The following is a 16,085-nucleotide window of genomic DNA, read 5'->3' on the forward strand; positions in this document are numbered from 1 at the left end:
GTAAAGTCCAGTATGACCAAGATTAAGTGGCTACGTTCTAGCTCCTCTTTGAAAATCCTCTTGATCTCTAGGTTCTCTCCTGCTTCATTCGGTCCCGGCGTGTCAATGATAACCAAGTTTCCTATTAACTCTCCCGAAACCTCAAGACTGCCTTGAGAAGGCTTCACTCGTACTTGAGGGAGATCACGCATCCGTGGCACTGGATTGTAACTAGGTGCAAGGACACTGCTGAGCCGCACAAGATCGTTCAAAAGCTGTAGCTGACGATGAATGGCCTCTATACCTTCTACCTTTTGATCGAGATTGAAAATGCCAGTCTGGATTGTCTTTAAGGTTTCCTCTAGATGAGGATATTGATTTTTCACCTCTTCTACTTTTTCTATCTTATTCTGTTTTCTAATCGCGCTTACTGCCTCCTGAAAGTAACCAAAAGTCTCGTCAGGGATATTAAGGCTGGGCTTGCCAGCTTGAAAGTCCAAAACCACCTCTGTGGCAATAGCTGTCATTGCAGTATTGCGCGAGGGCAACAAAGACTGGCCGATGATTGTATTAATGATGGTAGATTTTCCGGCCTTCATCGGCGCCACAACTGCCATTCGTAACTGCTGCTCGCGCACACTCTTCAAGGCTTCTTTAACAGCATCTGCCCCTCTAAAAGGCCGGCCGACCAGCTGTTGATACTCTTGGGTTGCGTTCTGAACTGCTTCTAAAAAGGAGATTGTATCTTGACGTAGAGCTTCAACGTAGCTAGCTTTGCTAGCAGCAGTGCTTATATCTTGGGGAAAGCCGGGTAGTTGAGACATCGTCGAGGAGCACAAAACTTTCTTTGGAATATAGCACATCAAAACCTGTCTGTCAATGGCAAAACCAAAGTAAAATTTGTTTACAATTGTTGGCCTGACAATCATGACACCTGCTGCCCTAGGTATTGATTTTGGCACCTCTGGCGCGCGAGCCATTGTTGTGGATGGCGAAGGCAAAATTTTGGCAACGGTGCGGTTTCCTTTGCACCAGCCCGATTCTCCTAAGGCCTGGGCAGAAACGCTTTGGCGCCTCATTTTGGCCTTGCCTCTTCATGTGCGGCAACAGGTGGAACGGATTGCCGTTGATGCCACATCCAGTACGGTTTTACTCTGCAATTTGCAAGGGGAGCCTTGCTCGCCGGTTCTTCTGTACAACGATAATCGCGCTCAAGGGTATGCCGCTCAATTGGCACAAATTTTACCACCACATCAGCCGGCGGTCAGTGCAACCAGTAGCCTTGCCAAACTCCTGTGGTTAAAGGAGCACTGTGCCCCAACGGCAGCGGTTGTGGTTCATCAAGCGGATTGGCTAGCTTTTTTGCTCCACGGTCAACTGGGCATTTCCGATTGGCATAATGCCCTTAAGTTGGGCTACGACCCTGCCCAAGAGGCCTATCCCGACTGGTTTGAGCATCCCTACCTTGCGCCTTTACGACCGTTATTGCCACAGGTGGTGCCCCCCGCTACGGTGTTGGGGTCGGTAACGGTCAAGGAATTTGGCTTTCCGCCGACCTGTCAAGTCTGTGCCGGCACCACCGATAGCATTGCCGCTTTTTTGGCCAGCAGTGCCCAAGGGGTTGGGGAGGCGGTCACCTCGTTGGGGTCAACCTTAGTGCTCAAGTTGTTGAGCGATCGCCCCGTGGCCGAGGCCACAAGTGGCATTTATAGTCACCGGTTAGGCAACCGTTGGCTTGTGGGGGGTGCCTCCAACTGTGGCGGGGCAATTCTCCGCCATTTCTTTAGCGAGGCAGAACTGGTTGCCCTCAGTGCCCAAATTGATCCGCAGCAGCCCACCGGCCTAGACTACTATCCCCTCTTGGAGCCGGGAGAGCGCTTTCCCATTGCCGATCCTCACCTCCAACCCCGCCTAGAACCCCGCCCCCAAGACCCCCGTCGCTTTTTGCAGGGATTGCTGGAAAGCCTGAGCCGCATTGAACAGCAGGGCTATCGGCGCCTTCAAGAGCTGGGTGCTTCCCCTCTCAAACGGGTGTGGACGGCAGGGGGTGGTGCCCACAATCCCGCTTGGCTGGCGATTCGCCGTCAACAATTGGGCGTGCCCGTAGACACTGCTCCCCAAACCGAAGCCGCCTATGGCGCTGCTCGCCTAGCCCAAGGGGCACTCTAGCTTCCTATTGAAATGACTTGAAATTTTACTGAAATTCTACAACGAGCGGATATCCCCGAATACCTTGGGAGGAAACCATTGGACAAGTAGCGATATATACAACTAAAATTGATTGTTGATTGGCAGCCAGAGCTACTCCTGACTGAGGATGTTAAGTTTTATTTCAAGAAGTTTTATTTCCATGCGTCTGGAGCCAAGTTTCTTTCTGTTCAGTCTCGACCATCTCCGACTCTGTATTGAGCGATACTTCACATGTTTTGCAAAATCTTCTAAACTAGCTGCCGTTTAACTTTTATCCCTGTACCTGAGTACGAATACTTATGGCAATTGACCCTAGCGCCTTTATGGCAACCATGGTGCGCCGTGTGCAACTCACCGACGCCGATAAGGCAACCCTCACGGAAGCGGCTGCTTGGGGAAAGGAGATTGCCCCAGCAATGGCAGAGATTTTCTATGACTACCTCGGACGCGATGAGGAAATGAACACCATTCTGAATGCCGTCGAAGGGCGGGTGCACCGCCTGCGGCAAACCTTTGTGGATTGGTTTGCTGAAATGTTTACCGGCATGGATGGCTGGGGCAAAAGCTATGCCGAGCGCCGCTGGAAAATTGGTCTGATTCACGTGAAAGTTGGCATTGGCCCGCAACATGTGGTGCCGGCAATGGCAGTGGTGGTGAATGCCGTACGGCAAAGACTCCGCCAAGATGGCAAATCCGAAGCCCTTGGCGATGCCCTAGGAAAAATTTGCATGATTGACCTTGCCTTTATTGAGCAGGCGTACTTCGAGGTGTCCTCCCAAGCCGTGCTTCAGGAAACCGGTTGGACACAAGCCCTGTTCCAGCGTCTCATTGCCACCGGTGCCGCTTCCATGTAGCCCTGACCACTTACACCAAGAGGAAGACGACATGCCAATTGACGTTTCTAAACTGGAAGCCACGCTGCAAAGTTTTGTTGCTAATGCCAGCAATGTCCAAGGGGCTGCCTTGGTATCTCCCGATGGTTTGACCTTGGCCGCCGTTTTACCCGGCGCAATGGACGAAGAGCGGGTGGCCGCCATGTCAGCCGCCATGCTTTCCTTGGGAGAGCGAATTGGCCGCGAACTCAGCCGGGGTCAAATTGAGCGCATTTTAGTAGAAGGGAGCAGTGGGTATGGCATCCTCACCAGTTGCACCGAGGACGCCGTGCTGTTGGTTCTTGCCGATGCCGCCGCTAAACTGGGGATTCTCAATCTGGAGATCAAAAACGTCTTGACAGAACTCCAGCCCCAGCTCAGCAGCTTAAACCCGACAATAGGGGTATAGAGGTTGCCACCCATGGAAATCATGCGCATTGTGGTCACCGGGCCGGTGGGGGCGGGCAAGTCCACCTTCATCCGCTCTATCAGTGAAATTGAGACGGTGGACACCGATCGCAAAGCAACGGATGAAACTGCTCAGATGAAGCCGAGTACTACGGTGGCTATGGACTTTGGTCGCCTCCAATTCAGTCCCAATATGGCGCTGCATCTATACGGCACGCCGGGGCAGGAGCGCTTTGATTTTATGTGGGATATCCTGATTCGCAAAGCCCATGCTTTTATTCTCTTGGTTAGCTCCCACCGCCCCCAAGACTTTCGGGCGGCACGGCGGATTTCTGCCTTTATGCGCCATCGCACCAAAGTTCCCATGATCATTGGCTGTAGCCATGTGGATCGCCCTGAGGCTTGGCCGATGGAAGAGATAGCGATCGCCCTTGGCTATCTCAGTCCCCATGGACGACCACCGCTGGTTGCCGTTAATGCCTTGGATCGCTCTTCCGTTGCCACAGCCCTCATGGCCTTAATTCAAGCCTTCGCCGAGTCACAAGCAACTGCTCTCCGTTAGGAACAAAATAACGAAATTAGGGGGATACCAATGAAAATTAGTGGCTATTTTTCTGAATTTTCTTTGGGTGAGGTCTTTCGTTTCCTAGAGCAAGGGCAAAAGACTGGATGCCTTACGCTGAAGTCAATGGATGAGTCCCACACCCTATCCTTTCTGCCACCGGTTGCGGAGCACTACCTCTTCTTTCGCTATGGCCAAATCGTTGCCGCAACCACCACACTGAATCACCAAGGCCTGCGCCAACTGATTGAACAGCGTGGTTATCTGCATCCCCTAACGATGCAGCGGGTGATGAATCGCTATCCGGGGAACGTGCCGCTGGGTGTTTTCCTGAAGTCCCAAGCTATCCTCGATAGCCAACAAATCCAATTGCTGTTTAAGCAACAGGTGCTCACGCCGATTCCCTATCTTTTTGCCCTTAAGGATGGATATTTTCATTTCGATGCCCAGCATCCGCTGCCCTTTGCCGAAATGACGGGTCTGAGTGCTTCGCCCCAAGCCATTACCTTAGCCGGATTGCGGCTATTGCGGGATTGGACCCCGCTCTTGGATAAGCTCCCTCTTGCCGATTCCACCATTGTTAGCCTCGTCAATGAGCCGCCCTCGGTTCAATTGGGCAAGATTGAGTGGCAGGTGTGGGAGCATATTGACGGCACAACAACCATTCAGGAAATTGCCCAAAGACTCAACATAGCCGTCTTGGAGGTGCAAAAAATCTGTTTCCGCCTGATGGTCATGGGCATTGTCGAGGAAGTGGTAAATATTTCACCCCTATCCCCAAACAACACGACACCCGACCAAGAAATAGATTCTGACCTCTCGGCTACTCCCAGTACAGGGCTGAGTTCTTCGTTTCTCAATGGGATTGTTGCCTTTTTGAAAGCGACAGTCAACCCTTAGAGTAGCCAATTCCCCAAGTCCAACCTTAATCTGAAAATTAGCCGCTAGAGTAGTAGTGACTTCGTTGAGTAACAGCAACCATGAATGAACTCTATGCTCTTTTGTTTCTACTCGGCTTTGGCGGCTGGGGGGTTGCCAGTTCGGTGCGCATTGTCAACCAAGGCAATATGGCACTGGTAGAGCGCTTGGGGAGATACCATTGTCGCTTGGAGCCGGGGTTAAACTTTACCCTACCGTTTATAGACCGGGTGGTTTTCGAGGAAACGACCCGCGAGAAAGTCTTAGATATTCCCCCCCAGCAGTGTATCACTCGCGACAATGTGGTGATCACGGTGGATGCCGTTGTCTATTGGCGCATTATGGATATGGAACGCGCCCACTACAAGGTGGAAAACCTGACAATGGCAATGGTTAATTTGGTGCAGACCCAGATTCGCACCGAAATGGGCAGGCTGGAACTGGATGAAACCTTTACGGCTCGCACCCAAGTCAATGAGAATCTGCTGCGCGATCTCGACCTTGCCACGGATCCGTGGGGGGTAAAAGTCACCCGCGTGGAGCTGCGGGATATTGCCCCTTCCAAGGCAGTTCAGGACTCGATGGAATTGCAGATGTCTGCCGAGCGCAAAAAGCGCGCCGCCATTCTCACCTCGGAAGGGGAGCGGGAAGCTGCCATCAACTCTGCCCGCGGCAAAGCGGAAGCCCAAGTGTTGGCCGCTGAAGCGGAACAAAAAGCCGCCATCCTGGCCGCGGAAGCCGAGCAAAAGGTAGTCGTTTTACGCGCCCAAGGAGAGCGCCAAAGCCAGATTTTGCGTGCCCAAGGAACCGCAGAGGCCATGAAAGTGATTGCCGCTGTCCTGCGCGAAGATCCCAAGACGAAGGAGGCGCTCCAGTTTCTCCTTGCGCAAGGGTACCTAGATATGGGACGCACCATTGGCCACAGTGATAGCAGTAAAGTACTATTTATGGATCCCAGCACTATTCCGGCAACGATTGAGGGGGTGAAGTCCCTAATCGAGCAATCGCCCCGCGAGGTATAGTCTATGGCACAATTTCAAGCCCAAGTCTTTGTTACCCTGCGGCCCTCGGTGCTAGACCCCGCCGGCGTGGCGGTACAGGCGGGGATTCATCATCTCGGCTATACCAACGTTCAATCGGTGCGCATTGGCAAATTGGTGGAACTCACCCTAGAGGCGGGAGATCGCGCCACTGCCGAGGCACAACTCACCCACATTGCCGATCAACTCTTGGCCAACCCCGTGATTGAAACCTTTCGCATTGAATTGCAGGAGCTGGCGACAGCCGCAGAGTAGGCATGATGTTCAACTGGTGGGATGATCTATTGGCCAGTATCGAGGCAGGCATCAAGGCCGGCATTGAGTCGGGGCTACAGTCGTTGGCGAACACCCTTGCCCCCTTGCTTCAGGTAGCGGAACCCGCAGCCCCTTTCCAACGCATTGCCCTTTTTCGGGCGGGTGTGGATCAACCGATTGCGGGTTCTGGCCTCAGGGTCGAAGGGGCTGCTTGGTGCTTGGAGTCCCACTGGCCGCAGACCATTCCTCTCTTTGAACTACCGGAAGCCCATCTTTGGTTAGAAGTTCCCTCAGCCCAAGGGGGAGATCAATTGCTCCTATGCCGTGCCCTAGTGAAAACCGGTGCCTTACCTGAGGGCGGGCAACTGTTCCTTGGCCGCAGTCAACCCTTTGGTTGGACATTTTCCCGCACGGTTTCCCTCGTGGGCGATCGCGACTGGCACCTGTGCGAAGTGCCTTTTCACCTCAAATCGGAACTTCAGACCCTTGGCTTGATTAAAATTGGGGTGGAATTTATGGGACCCGGTGTCATTTGGCTGCGGGATATTGAGCTGCTTCATTCCCCCGCCAAGTTAAAGCCGATTACTGATGTGATGGATGAACTGCTGTGAGTCATGCCCTAAACGTGGGGATTGTCGTTTTTCCCGGCTCGAATTGCGATCGCGATGTGGCCTACGTAACAAGTGAAATTCTCCAGTGGCCAACGCAACTTCTGTGGCACGAAGAGACCCATCTGAGCGACTATGACTTGATTGTGCTGCCGGGGGGCTTTAGTTTTGGCGATTATTTGCGCTGTGGGGCGATCGCTCGCTTCTCCCCGATTATGGCTGCCGTCAAAGACCATGCCGCTGCCGGCAAATGGGTACTGGGCATTTGCAATGGCTTTCAAATTCTCACCGAGGCAAAGCTGCTCCCCGGTGCCCTAGTGCGCAATCGCGACTTACACTTCATTTGCGATCGTGTGTATTTGCGTTTAGAAGCCAAAGAGCGTCCGTGGCTGCGAGCCTATGGCGATCAAACTGTGATCCACTTGCCCATTGCCCACGGTGAAGGCTGCTACTATGCCGATGCCGCCACCCTTGCAGCACTGGAGGCCAACCGCCAAATCCTCTTTCGCTATGCCGATGCCCAGGGGAATGCCACCCCTGAGAGTAATCCCAATGGGTCGCTGAACAATATCGCCGGCATTTGCAACCCTGCCGGCAATGTCTTGGGGATGATGCCCCACCCTGAGCGCGCTGCCGACCCCGCCTTGAGCCACTCCCCCAGCAACCATACCTTAGATGGGTTGCAGTTATTCAAGTCCCTTTTGAATGGAGCCGTGGGTCGGTGATTCACTCATGCAGCTTTATCAACTTACAGCTACGGTGAATCTCTACGATGCTCCCACGGGCGATCGCCTCGCCACCCAAGGTGCAGCAGGACGCTTTCTCTGGGCACCTACTTTGGGTGCTGACCGCACCTACGTCCAACTGGCGGAGGATGACTACGGGGGCTGGCTGGATGCAAGGGAGTACGGCCATCTCACACCCACCACCCAGCCCTATCGACCCATTGCCCGCGATCGCGCCTACATCGAGGCAGCGCTTGAAGACGTTATTGCCTTTTGCCTTGCAGCCCAGCAGGTACCCCATGAATATCTCTGGGGCGGAACTGTGGCTCCCAACTACGACTGCTCCGGCTTAATACAGGCCGGTTTTGCCAGTCAAGGCATCTGGTTGCCGCGGGATGCCTATCAGCAGGAGGCCTTTGCCACTCCCCTAGGGGGCAACTCCATTGAGGCCATCTTAGCCCGACTTCGGCGGGGTGATCTGGTCTTTTTTGGCGCGGGCGACAGAGCCACCCATGTGGGTCTCTATCTAGGGGAAGGGCAGTACATCCATAGCTCTGGCAAAGCGTATGGCCGCAATGGCATCGGCATTGATACCCTCTACCCCAGTGAGGATGCCGTGAGCAGAGCCTATCGGCAGGAATTTCGGGGGGGTGGCCGCATTGACCGTAGCTATGTGCCCCTCGGTTAGCGACCCATCCCCAGTTTTTGCGCTTTTTGATAGACCTTGCCTTCCGTGAGCAGGGAGGGGGCAATGACAATCTCCACCTGCTGCATTTCCCGCAGATCCTTGGCGCCAAGCGTGCCCATGCTGGTTTGCAATGCCCCAAGGAAGTTGTGGGTGCCGTCGTCCAACTGGGCCGGTCCGCGCAGAATCTGCTCAAGGGTGCCGGTGGTGCCCACATGGATGCGCGTTCCGCGGGGTAGGACGGGACTGGGAGTGGCCATTCCCCAGTGATAACCGCGGCCGGGGGCTTCCTTGGCACGGGCAAAGGGGGATCCCATCATCACCGCATCGGCACCGCAGGCAATACACTTGCAGACATCGCCACCGGTCACAAGACCCCCATCGGCAATCACGGGCACATAGCGCTGGGTTTCTTCAAAGTAGGCATCCCGCGCTGCAGCACAGTCGGCGATCGCCGTCACTTGGGGCACCCCCACCCCCAACACCCCACGGGAGGTACAGGCCGCCCCCGGCCCAATCCCCACCAGAATTGCTGCCGCACCACAGTGCATCAGACTGAGGGCGACTTCGTAGGTAACGCAGTTCCCCAAAATGACCGGCATTGGCATCCGCTCGCAAAACGCGGCAAGGTCTAGGGGTTCTGTCCCCTCAGGGGCAAGGTGCGCCGGTGAGACAACGGTGGCTTGCACAAAGAGTAAATCCGCTCCCGCCGCTGCCACCACATCGCCAAAACGACTGGCCCCCGCTGGGGTTAAACTGACGGCGGCAATCCCCCCTTGGGATTTGATTTCCTGAATGCGTTTTTCAATGAGGTGGGGCTGAATCGGCTGCGCATACAACTGCTGCATCAGGGGCACAAATTCATCCACACTGACGCTGGCAATGCGCTCAAGAATTGGGTCAGGGTCTTCATAGCGGGTTTGAATCCCCTCAAGGTTGAGGACACCCAGTGCACCCATCTGGCTGAGTTTGACGGCCATCGTCACATCCACCACCCCATCCATGGCACTGGCAATAATTGGAATTTCCCGTTCAATATGGGCAATGCGCCAGCGGGTATCCGCCAATTGAGGATCAAGGGTGCGGTTGCCGGGGACAAGGGCGATTTCATCAATACCGTAGGCGCGACGGGCGGTGCGATGTCCCCCTAGTTGAATCGTCATGGTATTCCTCGCAGTAGGTGGGCTAAATGATCAAGTACGGTGTCTAAGTTGTTGTGGGCAGTGCAACAAATTTACAAAAATTTACAACACCTCGACAAGCCATGCCTTGGCGCTAGTTCAATGGTGGGTTGGGCGATCGCCGGGCAGGGCGAAAGGAGGTCGGACGCGGCGATGTTGGCGATGCACTGGGACGCTGAGGCCTTTGGGGACGGGCTGGCCGTGCTTTGGCTTTCTTGGGCTTTTTGATTTTGCGGGGGGGCAGGATACCGACGGTGGTTGCCTCCTGAACTACTAAACTTGTCCCCTGTCGCTGCACCTGAAAGTCCCAAAAATACCCCGGTGACTTCATGGGTACCGTTCCTGCCAGTTTCAGTTTGAAGGCTTTGGGTTTCTCGCCCCGCCGACGCGGCAACTGTTGAATTTTAACTACGACAAATTTTTTCTCTTGCGAGTTGAAGATCACTTCTCCCCGTACAGAAAAGTAGCCATCATTAACGCCGGGATCGGCGGCTGTGGCATTGGCTTTTTGCAGACGTTCTGGTTCCCATACGCCGACAATTTGCAGGTGAAGTTTTACATCTTCCTTATCAACATTGCGGGTGCGGGGATAGACCACCCAGAGGTGGGGGTCGTTCAGGTCGAGATATTTTTTAATCAGGTTCATCACCTGTCCCAAGAGGACGGTTTCAATTTCCACACCATCCTCAGTAATCATTACCCCTCGGTTAAACTCCTCCTCCGAAGCGGGCACATAACGACCTCGCACGACACCGATCGCCCGATATTGCATCCGTTCACTGGGGGGTGGGATAGGTTGGGGGCGAGAGGGAAGATCCTCTTGCCCAGAGATGGGTTCTTCGGGAGCAGCGTTGACCTTAGGCGGTGAGCTACCCGCTGCGGCAACACCGAGAATTTCCGGGCGAGGCTTGGGGGGCGTTGCTAACTCAGGGGAAGGTGTTGGCGGAGTCGCTGGAGTCTTCTTGGCGCGGAGGCGCTTGGCCGGAGGTTCAGCAGTCATGGCAATTCTCGCAAACAGTCTAAGCACCAATTGAGTGACTGTTCCGATGAACAGGCCACGGCAATCCTCAATTGGGGTACTCTCAATTATGCTTTGCCCCTGTGAGCTAAGCAACACTTTTGTCCCCTTCAAAAGTTGTGGGAATTATGAGCTGGATGCAACGCTCTCAGTTTGGACGATCGCCCCAAAATCACCAATAATGGCCGCACAGTTGCGCAACAGACCAAGGAGCGCTAGGCGATTGGCACGCACCGTCGCATCCTCTGCCATCACCAGCACACTTTCCTCGCCATCGAAGAAGCGACTGACAATCGGGGCAAGGGAGACTAAAGCCTCTACAATTTCCCCATAGGCACGCTGCCCTTGCGCCTGTTGCACCCTTGGCAAGATACCCTTGAGGGCGGCATAGAATTCTTTTTCAATGGGGGCTTCCAGATATTTCGCTTTAACCGCACGGATATTCAGGCAGTCGGTCTCAAGCGTGCCTTGGCGGGCTAAGCGCGCTGCCCGGTTCACCGTCGGGTAAATGGCCATGAGTTCACCCGATTGGCGCAGTTTTTGCAGAAATTGGGCGCGATCGCGAGCATCGACGAGATCACTGAGGGCACGAGTCTGTAACTCAGGCTGATCCTCTGGAATGACGGCATTCACTAGGTCATAGGTAATGCCGAGATCTTCTTGTAGTAAGGTTCGCAGCCGTTGGCTAAAAAACTGCCGCAGTTGCTGCTTTAAGTCAATGGCACTCAGCTTGGCGGCAAATTGGCGACAAACCTCTTCGGCATACGCCTCTAAGAGCGCAAGAAGATTCAGATGATGTTCTCCCTGCCAGAGAATGCTGATCACGGCATTGGCGGCTCGCCGCAGGGCAAAGGGATCGGATGAACCCGTAGGACACAGGCCGAGGCCAAAGAGGCACACCAAGGTATCCAAGCGATCGGCTAACCCCACCACCTGACCCGTGAGACTTTGGGGCAGGCGATCGCCAGCAAAACGGGGTAGATAATGCTCAAAAATTCCCGTCGCCACCGCCGCATCTTCCCCGGCGACCGTGGCATAGACTTGCCCCATGTAGCCCTGCAGTTCGGGAAATTCCCCCACCATTTGGGTCACAAGGTCAGCCTTGCACAGGTAGGCCGTGCGTTCAATGGCAGCCATGTCGGCAGCTGCGCAATTTAGGGCGATCGCAATTTGGCGAGCCAGCGCCGTTAGCCGCTCCACTTTGTCCGCCATAGAACCCAGTTCATCTTGGAACGTGACCGTGGCCAGTTTGGTGCAATAGTGCGCTAGGGGCTGGGCAATATCCGCCTTGTAGAAGAACTCGGCATCCGCCAGGCGGGCACGAATCACTCGCTCATTCCCGGCCCGAATCAAGGGGGTGGCCGCCGGGTCGCCATTGCTAATGGTGATGAACAGCGGCAGGAGGGCTTGGCGGGTGGCATCGCTGTACACGGGAAAATACCGCTGGTGGGACACCAATACGGTGGTGATTACCTCTAAGGGCAGGGCGAGAAACCGTGATTCAAAACTCCCCAAGACAGCCGTTGGCCATTCCACCAAGTGGGTGACTTCCTCCAACAGGGGCACCGCTAAATCCACCCATCCTCCCGCCTCCTCAGCAAGAGGAGCAATTTGTTCGCGGATTCGCTGCTGGCGAACCTCTGGATTCACCAAGACCCCTGCCGTTTCAAGGGCCGATTCATAGTCCCCCGCATGGCTGAGGGCAAGGGCACCTTGAGAAAGTACGCGATGGCCATAGGTGGTGCGATCGCTGGCAATGTGTACCGAATGGCTCTCCAAGACCAAGGGCAGCACCTGATCCTCCCACAGCAGCACCAGCCAGCGAATGGGACGCGAAAAACGCAAATCCCCATCTCCCCAGCGCATGAAGCGGGCGCCCTCAAGGGCAGCAATCCACTGTTGCGCCAACTCAGTCAAGACTTGGGGGGTGGGTTGACCGGGGCGAACCTGCTTGAGATAGACTACCTCTCCCTTTTCCGTGGGGCGAATTTCAATGTCCTCGAGGCGGCCTTGGCGCGATCGCAGGAAACCTAATAGAGCCGGGGCGGGTTCCCCCTCCCGAAAGGCCACACTGGCTGCGGGGCCTTTGATCTCGATTGCTTGATCTGGCTGCTGGGGTGGTAACCCCTCAATTAGTACAGCCAAGCGCCGCGGGGTAGCCCAGACGTTGACTTTTCCCTCCAGTCCCTGTTCCTTAAGGGTTTGCGGAATCAGGGTGCGCCACTGGTGCAGAGCACTACTGACAAAGCGGGCGGGGAGATCTTCAGTGCCCACCTCCAAGAGGAACGTATGCGGTGATAATTTGGGCATGGTAACAATGGGCTAGACAATGGAGCTACTGCGGGCGGCTTCAGCCTCGTCGGGATGAATGCCAAGGCGGGTGAGGTTAATGCGGCCTTTGCTGTCCACTTCACGGATTTTGACGACAATTTCATCGCCAATTTTCACTTCATCCTCGACTTTGCCGACGCGATACTCCGCCAACTGGGAAATGTGGATCATCCCCTCCTTGCCAGGGAGAAACTCGACAAACGCACCGATGGGAATAATCCGCGTCACCTTGCCCAGATAGACATCACCGGCGTTGAGCTTTCGCGTTAGACCCTCAATGGCGGCTCGTGCCTGCTTCGCATTGGTTTCATTGGGGGCAGTGATAGTAACCAGACCCTCTTCGCTAATGTCCACCTTGACATTGTATTGCTCGGAGATACCGCGCACGGTTTTGCCCCCCGGACCAATGACAAGGCCAATCATATCGGGGGAAATTTGCAACGTCAGTAGCCGTGGGGCACTCGGTGGCAGTTGCGGACGCGGTTTATCGAGCACTGCCAGCATTTTCTCTAAGATATGCAGCCGTGCCGGACGCGCCTGCTCGATCGCCTGTTTGATCACGGCAATGGGCAAGCCGGTAATTTTCATGTCCATTTGCAGGGCGGTGATGCCGCTATCGGTGCCAGCCACCTTGAAGTCCATGTCGCCAAGGAAGTCCTCAATCCCCTGAATGTCGGTGAGGATGCGCACCTCATTACCCTCCTTGATCAACCCCATGGCGGCACCACTGACGGGCTTGCGGATGGGTACCCCCGCATCCATCAAAGAGAGAGTGGAACCACAGACGGATCCCATGGACGTGGAGCCATCGGAAGAGAGCACCTCTGACACCACCCGAATCACGTAGGGAAATTCCTCTTTGGGGGGAAGGACGGGTTCAAGGGCACGCTCGGCAAGGGCACCATGGCCAATCTCGCGCCGTCCCGGCGAGCGCAAGGGGCGGACTTCGCCCACAGAGTAGGGGGGAAAGTTGTAGTGGTGCAGATACCGCTTGCTGTCCTCAGGATGTAGATCATCGAGAGCTTGGGCATCGGCAGGAGAACCGAGGGTGGTTACGGACATCACCTGTGTCAAGCCGCGATTAAAGAGGGCACTGCCGTGAACCCGCTCCGGCAAAACCCCCACCTCACACCAAATCGGGCGCACTTCATTGAGACGGCGGCCATCCACTCGTACCCCTTCTTCAATAATTTGCTGCCGCATGAGTTTTTTCGTAACGGACTTAAAGAGGGTGGGCAGGGCTTTGGGGTTTGCCGCTGCCGCCACGGCTACTGGATGATCCTCAGGCAAAGCAGCAATTTCTTGGGCGATCGCCCCTTGCACCTCATCGAGAGCAGCATCACGGACATTTTTGTCCTTTTCAAAGCGTTTGAGAATAGCTTTAACGGGTTCAACGGCGCGATCGTAGATGAAGTTTTCCAACGTGGGGTCGATCGCTGGCGGTTCGGCGTGGACGATTTCAATGCCCAGTTCCTTAAGGAGATCCCGCTGCGCTTGAATCAGGTCTTGGATCACCTCATAGGCAAAGTCAATGGCCTCAATCATGTCAGCTTCGGGCAGTTCATTGGCACCGGCTTCCACCATCACCACCCCATCGGGAGATCCCGCCACAACGAGATCTAACCCACCGCGCTCGATCTCTTTGTAGGTGGGGTTGATAATAAACTCATCGCCCACCAGTCCGACCCGCACCGCTGCCATCGGACCATTGAAGGGAATTTGAGCCAAGAGAACGGCGATGGAGGCTCCCGTTACCGCCAACACATCCGGGGGAACATTTTCATCGAGGGAGACCGTCGTTGCCACTACTTGGAGATCATCCCGCAACCATTGGGGAAAGAGGGGGCGCAGCGGTCGATCAATGAGGCGACCAATGAGAATGGCTTTTTCGGGGGGGCGACCCTCACGCCGTAAAAAACCCCCTGGAATCCGCCCAGCGGCATAGAGACGCTCTTCGTAATCCACCACCAGCGGTAAAAAATCAATGCCTTCACGCGGGGCGGCGCGATTGGCAGTGACCAGTACAGCCGTTTCCCCCGAACTAATGAGAATGGAGCCAGCAGCTTGGGGGGCAAATTTTTGCAAGACTACCTTAATATCCCGTCCATCTAGGGGGATAATTTTTTCTAGACCCTTCATTGGCGTTCTATTTTGTCCTTCTTCGTATTTCTTTCTCTCTACTAGAATAGCCGCTTCTGCCACTCATCCGCTAAAGTTCAAGGATGAGCCGTGTGCCCCTAAGGACGACAAGACTCGGGGTGGCTGTCCAGCTTTGTGTGAGTAAAGTTTGTATCAGTTCTGCCGATCGCCGGCTGCTGGCGCTGTCCTGTAACCCCAAATAGAAACTGGCAGAGTGGTGGCTATCTTGACCGAGAACTTTCAGCAGATCATCGGCGTAGTGAAGGGCTTTTTCCATCTGGGTTTGCAAGTTCGTCCACAGATCCACATTGCGGAGATTGCTCAGGGTTTCGGCCACCACATCTTGACGGTGTTGGATTAGGATAGTTCGTGGTTGTAGCTCTGGTGGTAAATCAGCAAAGAAAATGGCCGGCCCATAGCCGATGAGATGAACGGTCTCCATCCATCTTGTTTGCGGCAGCAGCAATTGGCGGACAATATGACAGGCAAGAGCCGTGATAATTAACCCTTGGCTATGGGCGACGAGGTACAATTCAGTCCCCGCTTGCAACCCCTTGACGATTTCATAGGCCAAGCGTAGGGTGGGACGCGGCGCACCGGCTGGAAACGTACCGTAGAGATATTGGGCAAAATCCCCCCAGCCCAATTTTTGCAGGAACGATAAATCAAGGAGTTTTGTTATGTCAGCGGCACTATTGATATCGAGGGGGCGCTGTTGCAGTTGGCTAGGTTGAGCGATCGCTAGAATATCGGCATCATCGGCAAGATCTTTGCTCACCAGTTGGCCGAGGAGTTTGGCATACTCATAGCGACGATCTTTGCTAGGGTCTGGGGCTGGTGTCTGGGGCCAAAAACGGTAGAGTTCTGCTTTACCAAGGAAACTTTCTAAGAGATCCGCTTGAAAGCCATGGCTCTGATTATGAATGCCACGAATTTCTAAGGGATGACTCACCGTGAGTTCGGCAAGGCGATTCAAATCCCGCAGTTGCTTGGCGGCATCGCTACCTATCCCATTCACATGCAGCAAACGGCGCCGCAGAGCAGTACTGAGTTTTTTTTCTGGTAGGATGATGGTACCGTCTAAGACAGAGGGCATAAATAGTTCAAAAATTCTAATAACAGATTCTAAGCACTTTAAGGAAACTCAATAGCAAAGGCACTCATTTGTGATCAT

General features: G+C 54.7%; 16 protein-coding genes. 10 read left to right on the plus strand and 6 right to left on the minus strand.

All coding sequences use genetic code 11. The features are described from left to right. A partial coding sequence (locus tag ACK4IR_RS00325; protein WP_409871078.1) for a dynamin family protein occupies positions 1-908 on the minus strand: 908 nt, incomplete at its 3' end. Here ACK4IR_RS00325 and ACK4IR_RS00330 point away from each other — a divergent pair. From ACK4IR_RS00330 to ACK4IR_RS00375, 10 genes are all read left to right on the plus strand, one after another. After that, on the plus strand, positions 907-2,148 hold the full coding sequence (locus tag ACK4IR_RS00330; protein WP_409871081.1) for an FGGY-family carbohydrate kinase: 1,242 nt from the start codon (positions 907-909) through the stop codon (positions 2,146-2,148). The two genes, ACK4IR_RS00325 and ACK4IR_RS00330, sit on opposite strands and share 2 nt — an antisense overlap. A 320-nt stretch (positions 2,149-2,468) precedes the next feature. Next, a complete protein-coding gene (locus ACK4IR_RS00335) occupies positions 2,469-3,023 on the plus strand; it encodes a protoglobin domain-containing protein (RefSeq protein ID WP_409871084.1) in 555 nt (184 codons plus the stop codon). 31 nt (positions 3,024-3,054) lie between these two features. Continuing rightward, the gene (locus tag ACK4IR_RS00340) at positions 3,055-3,450 is read left to right on the plus strand and encodes a roadblock/LC7 domain-containing protein (RefSeq protein ID WP_409871086.1); all 396 of its coding nucleotides are present in this window, start codon (positions 3,055-3,057) and stop codon (positions 3,448-3,450) included. A gap of 12 nt (positions 3,451-3,462) precedes the next feature. After that, positions 3,463-4,011, plus strand: a complete 549-nt coding sequence (locus ACK4IR_RS00345) for a GTP-binding protein (RefSeq protein ID WP_409871089.1) — start codon at positions 3,463-3,465, stop codon at positions 4,009-4,011. Between the two features lie 30 nt (positions 4,012-4,041). Then, a complete protein-coding gene (locus tag ACK4IR_RS00350; protein ID WP_409871092.1) occupies positions 4,042-4,911 on the plus strand; it encodes a DUF4388 domain-containing protein in 870 nt (289 codons plus the stop codon). A gap of 80 nt (positions 4,912-4,991) precedes the next feature. Then, entirely contained in the window at positions 4,992-5,951 is a 960-nt protein-coding gene (locus ACK4IR_RS00355; protein ID WP_409871094.1) for an SPFH domain-containing protein, read from the plus strand. Between the two features lie 3 nt (positions 5,952-5,954). Further along, positions 5,955-6,224 (plus strand): phosphoribosylformylglycinamidine synthase subunit PurS, encoded by a 270-nt coding sequence (gene purS, locus ACK4IR_RS00360; RefSeq protein WP_409871097.1) that lies wholly within the window; start codon positions 5,955-5,957, stop codon positions 6,222-6,224. 2 nt (positions 6,225-6,226) lie between these two features. After that, positions 6,227-6,835: a hypothetical protein gene (locus tag ACK4IR_RS00365; protein ID WP_409871100.1), complete on the plus strand. Its 609-nt coding sequence runs from the start codon at positions 6,227-6,229 to the stop codon at positions 6,833-6,835. After that, on the plus strand, positions 6,832-7,557 hold the full coding sequence (gene purQ / locus ACK4IR_RS00370; protein ID WP_409871103.1) for a phosphoribosylformylglycinamidine synthase subunit PurQ: 726 nt from the start codon (positions 6,832-6,834) through the stop codon (positions 7,555-7,557). Before ACK4IR_RS00365 ends, purQ begins: the two co-directional genes overlap by 4 nt. Before the next feature lie 7 nt (positions 7,558-7,564). Next, complete coding sequence (locus ACK4IR_RS00375; RefSeq protein WP_409871106.1) at positions 7,565-8,245, plus strand: C40 family peptidase; 681 nt, start codon at positions 7,565-7,567, stop codon at positions 8,243-8,245. Here ACK4IR_RS00375 and ACK4IR_RS00380 read toward each other — a convergent pair. From ACK4IR_RS00380 to ACK4IR_RS00400, 5 genes are all read right to left on the minus strand, one after another. Then, complete coding sequence (locus tag ACK4IR_RS00380; RefSeq protein WP_409871109.1) at positions 8,242-9,405, minus strand: GuaB3 family IMP dehydrogenase-related protein; 1,164 nt, start codon at positions 9,403-9,405, stop codon at positions 8,242-8,244. The two genes, ACK4IR_RS00375 and ACK4IR_RS00380, sit on opposite strands and share 4 nt — an antisense overlap. A gap of 112 nt (positions 9,406-9,517) precedes the next feature. Continuing rightward, entirely contained in the window at positions 9,518-10,423 is a 906-nt protein-coding gene (locus ACK4IR_RS00385; RefSeq protein ID WP_409871112.1) for a hypothetical protein, read from the minus strand. A gap of 144 nt (positions 10,424-10,567) precedes the next feature. Beyond that, on the minus strand, positions 10,568-12,751 hold the full coding sequence (gene glyS / locus ACK4IR_RS00390; protein WP_409871115.1) for a glycine--tRNA ligase subunit beta: 2,184 nt from the start codon (positions 12,749-12,751) through the stop codon (positions 10,568-10,570). A gap of 12 nt (positions 12,752-12,763) precedes the next feature. Then, positions 12,764-14,911, minus strand: a complete 2,148-nt coding sequence (locus tag ACK4IR_RS00395; RefSeq protein ID WP_409871117.1) for a polyribonucleotide nucleotidyltransferase — start codon at positions 14,909-14,911, stop codon at positions 12,764-12,766. Between the two features lie 70 nt (positions 14,912-14,981). After that, positions 14,982-16,007 (minus strand): hypothetical protein, encoded by a 1,026-nt coding sequence (locus ACK4IR_RS00400; protein WP_409871119.1) that lies wholly within the window; start codon positions 16,005-16,007, stop codon positions 14,982-14,984. Between the last annotated feature and the right edge of the window lie 78 nt (positions 16,008-16,085).

Origin of the sequence: Thermosynechococcus sp. (assembly GCF_046299635.1) — a bacterium.
GTDB lineage: Bacteria > Cyanobacteriota > Cyanobacteriia > Thermosynechococcales > Thermosynechococcaceae > Thermosynechococcus.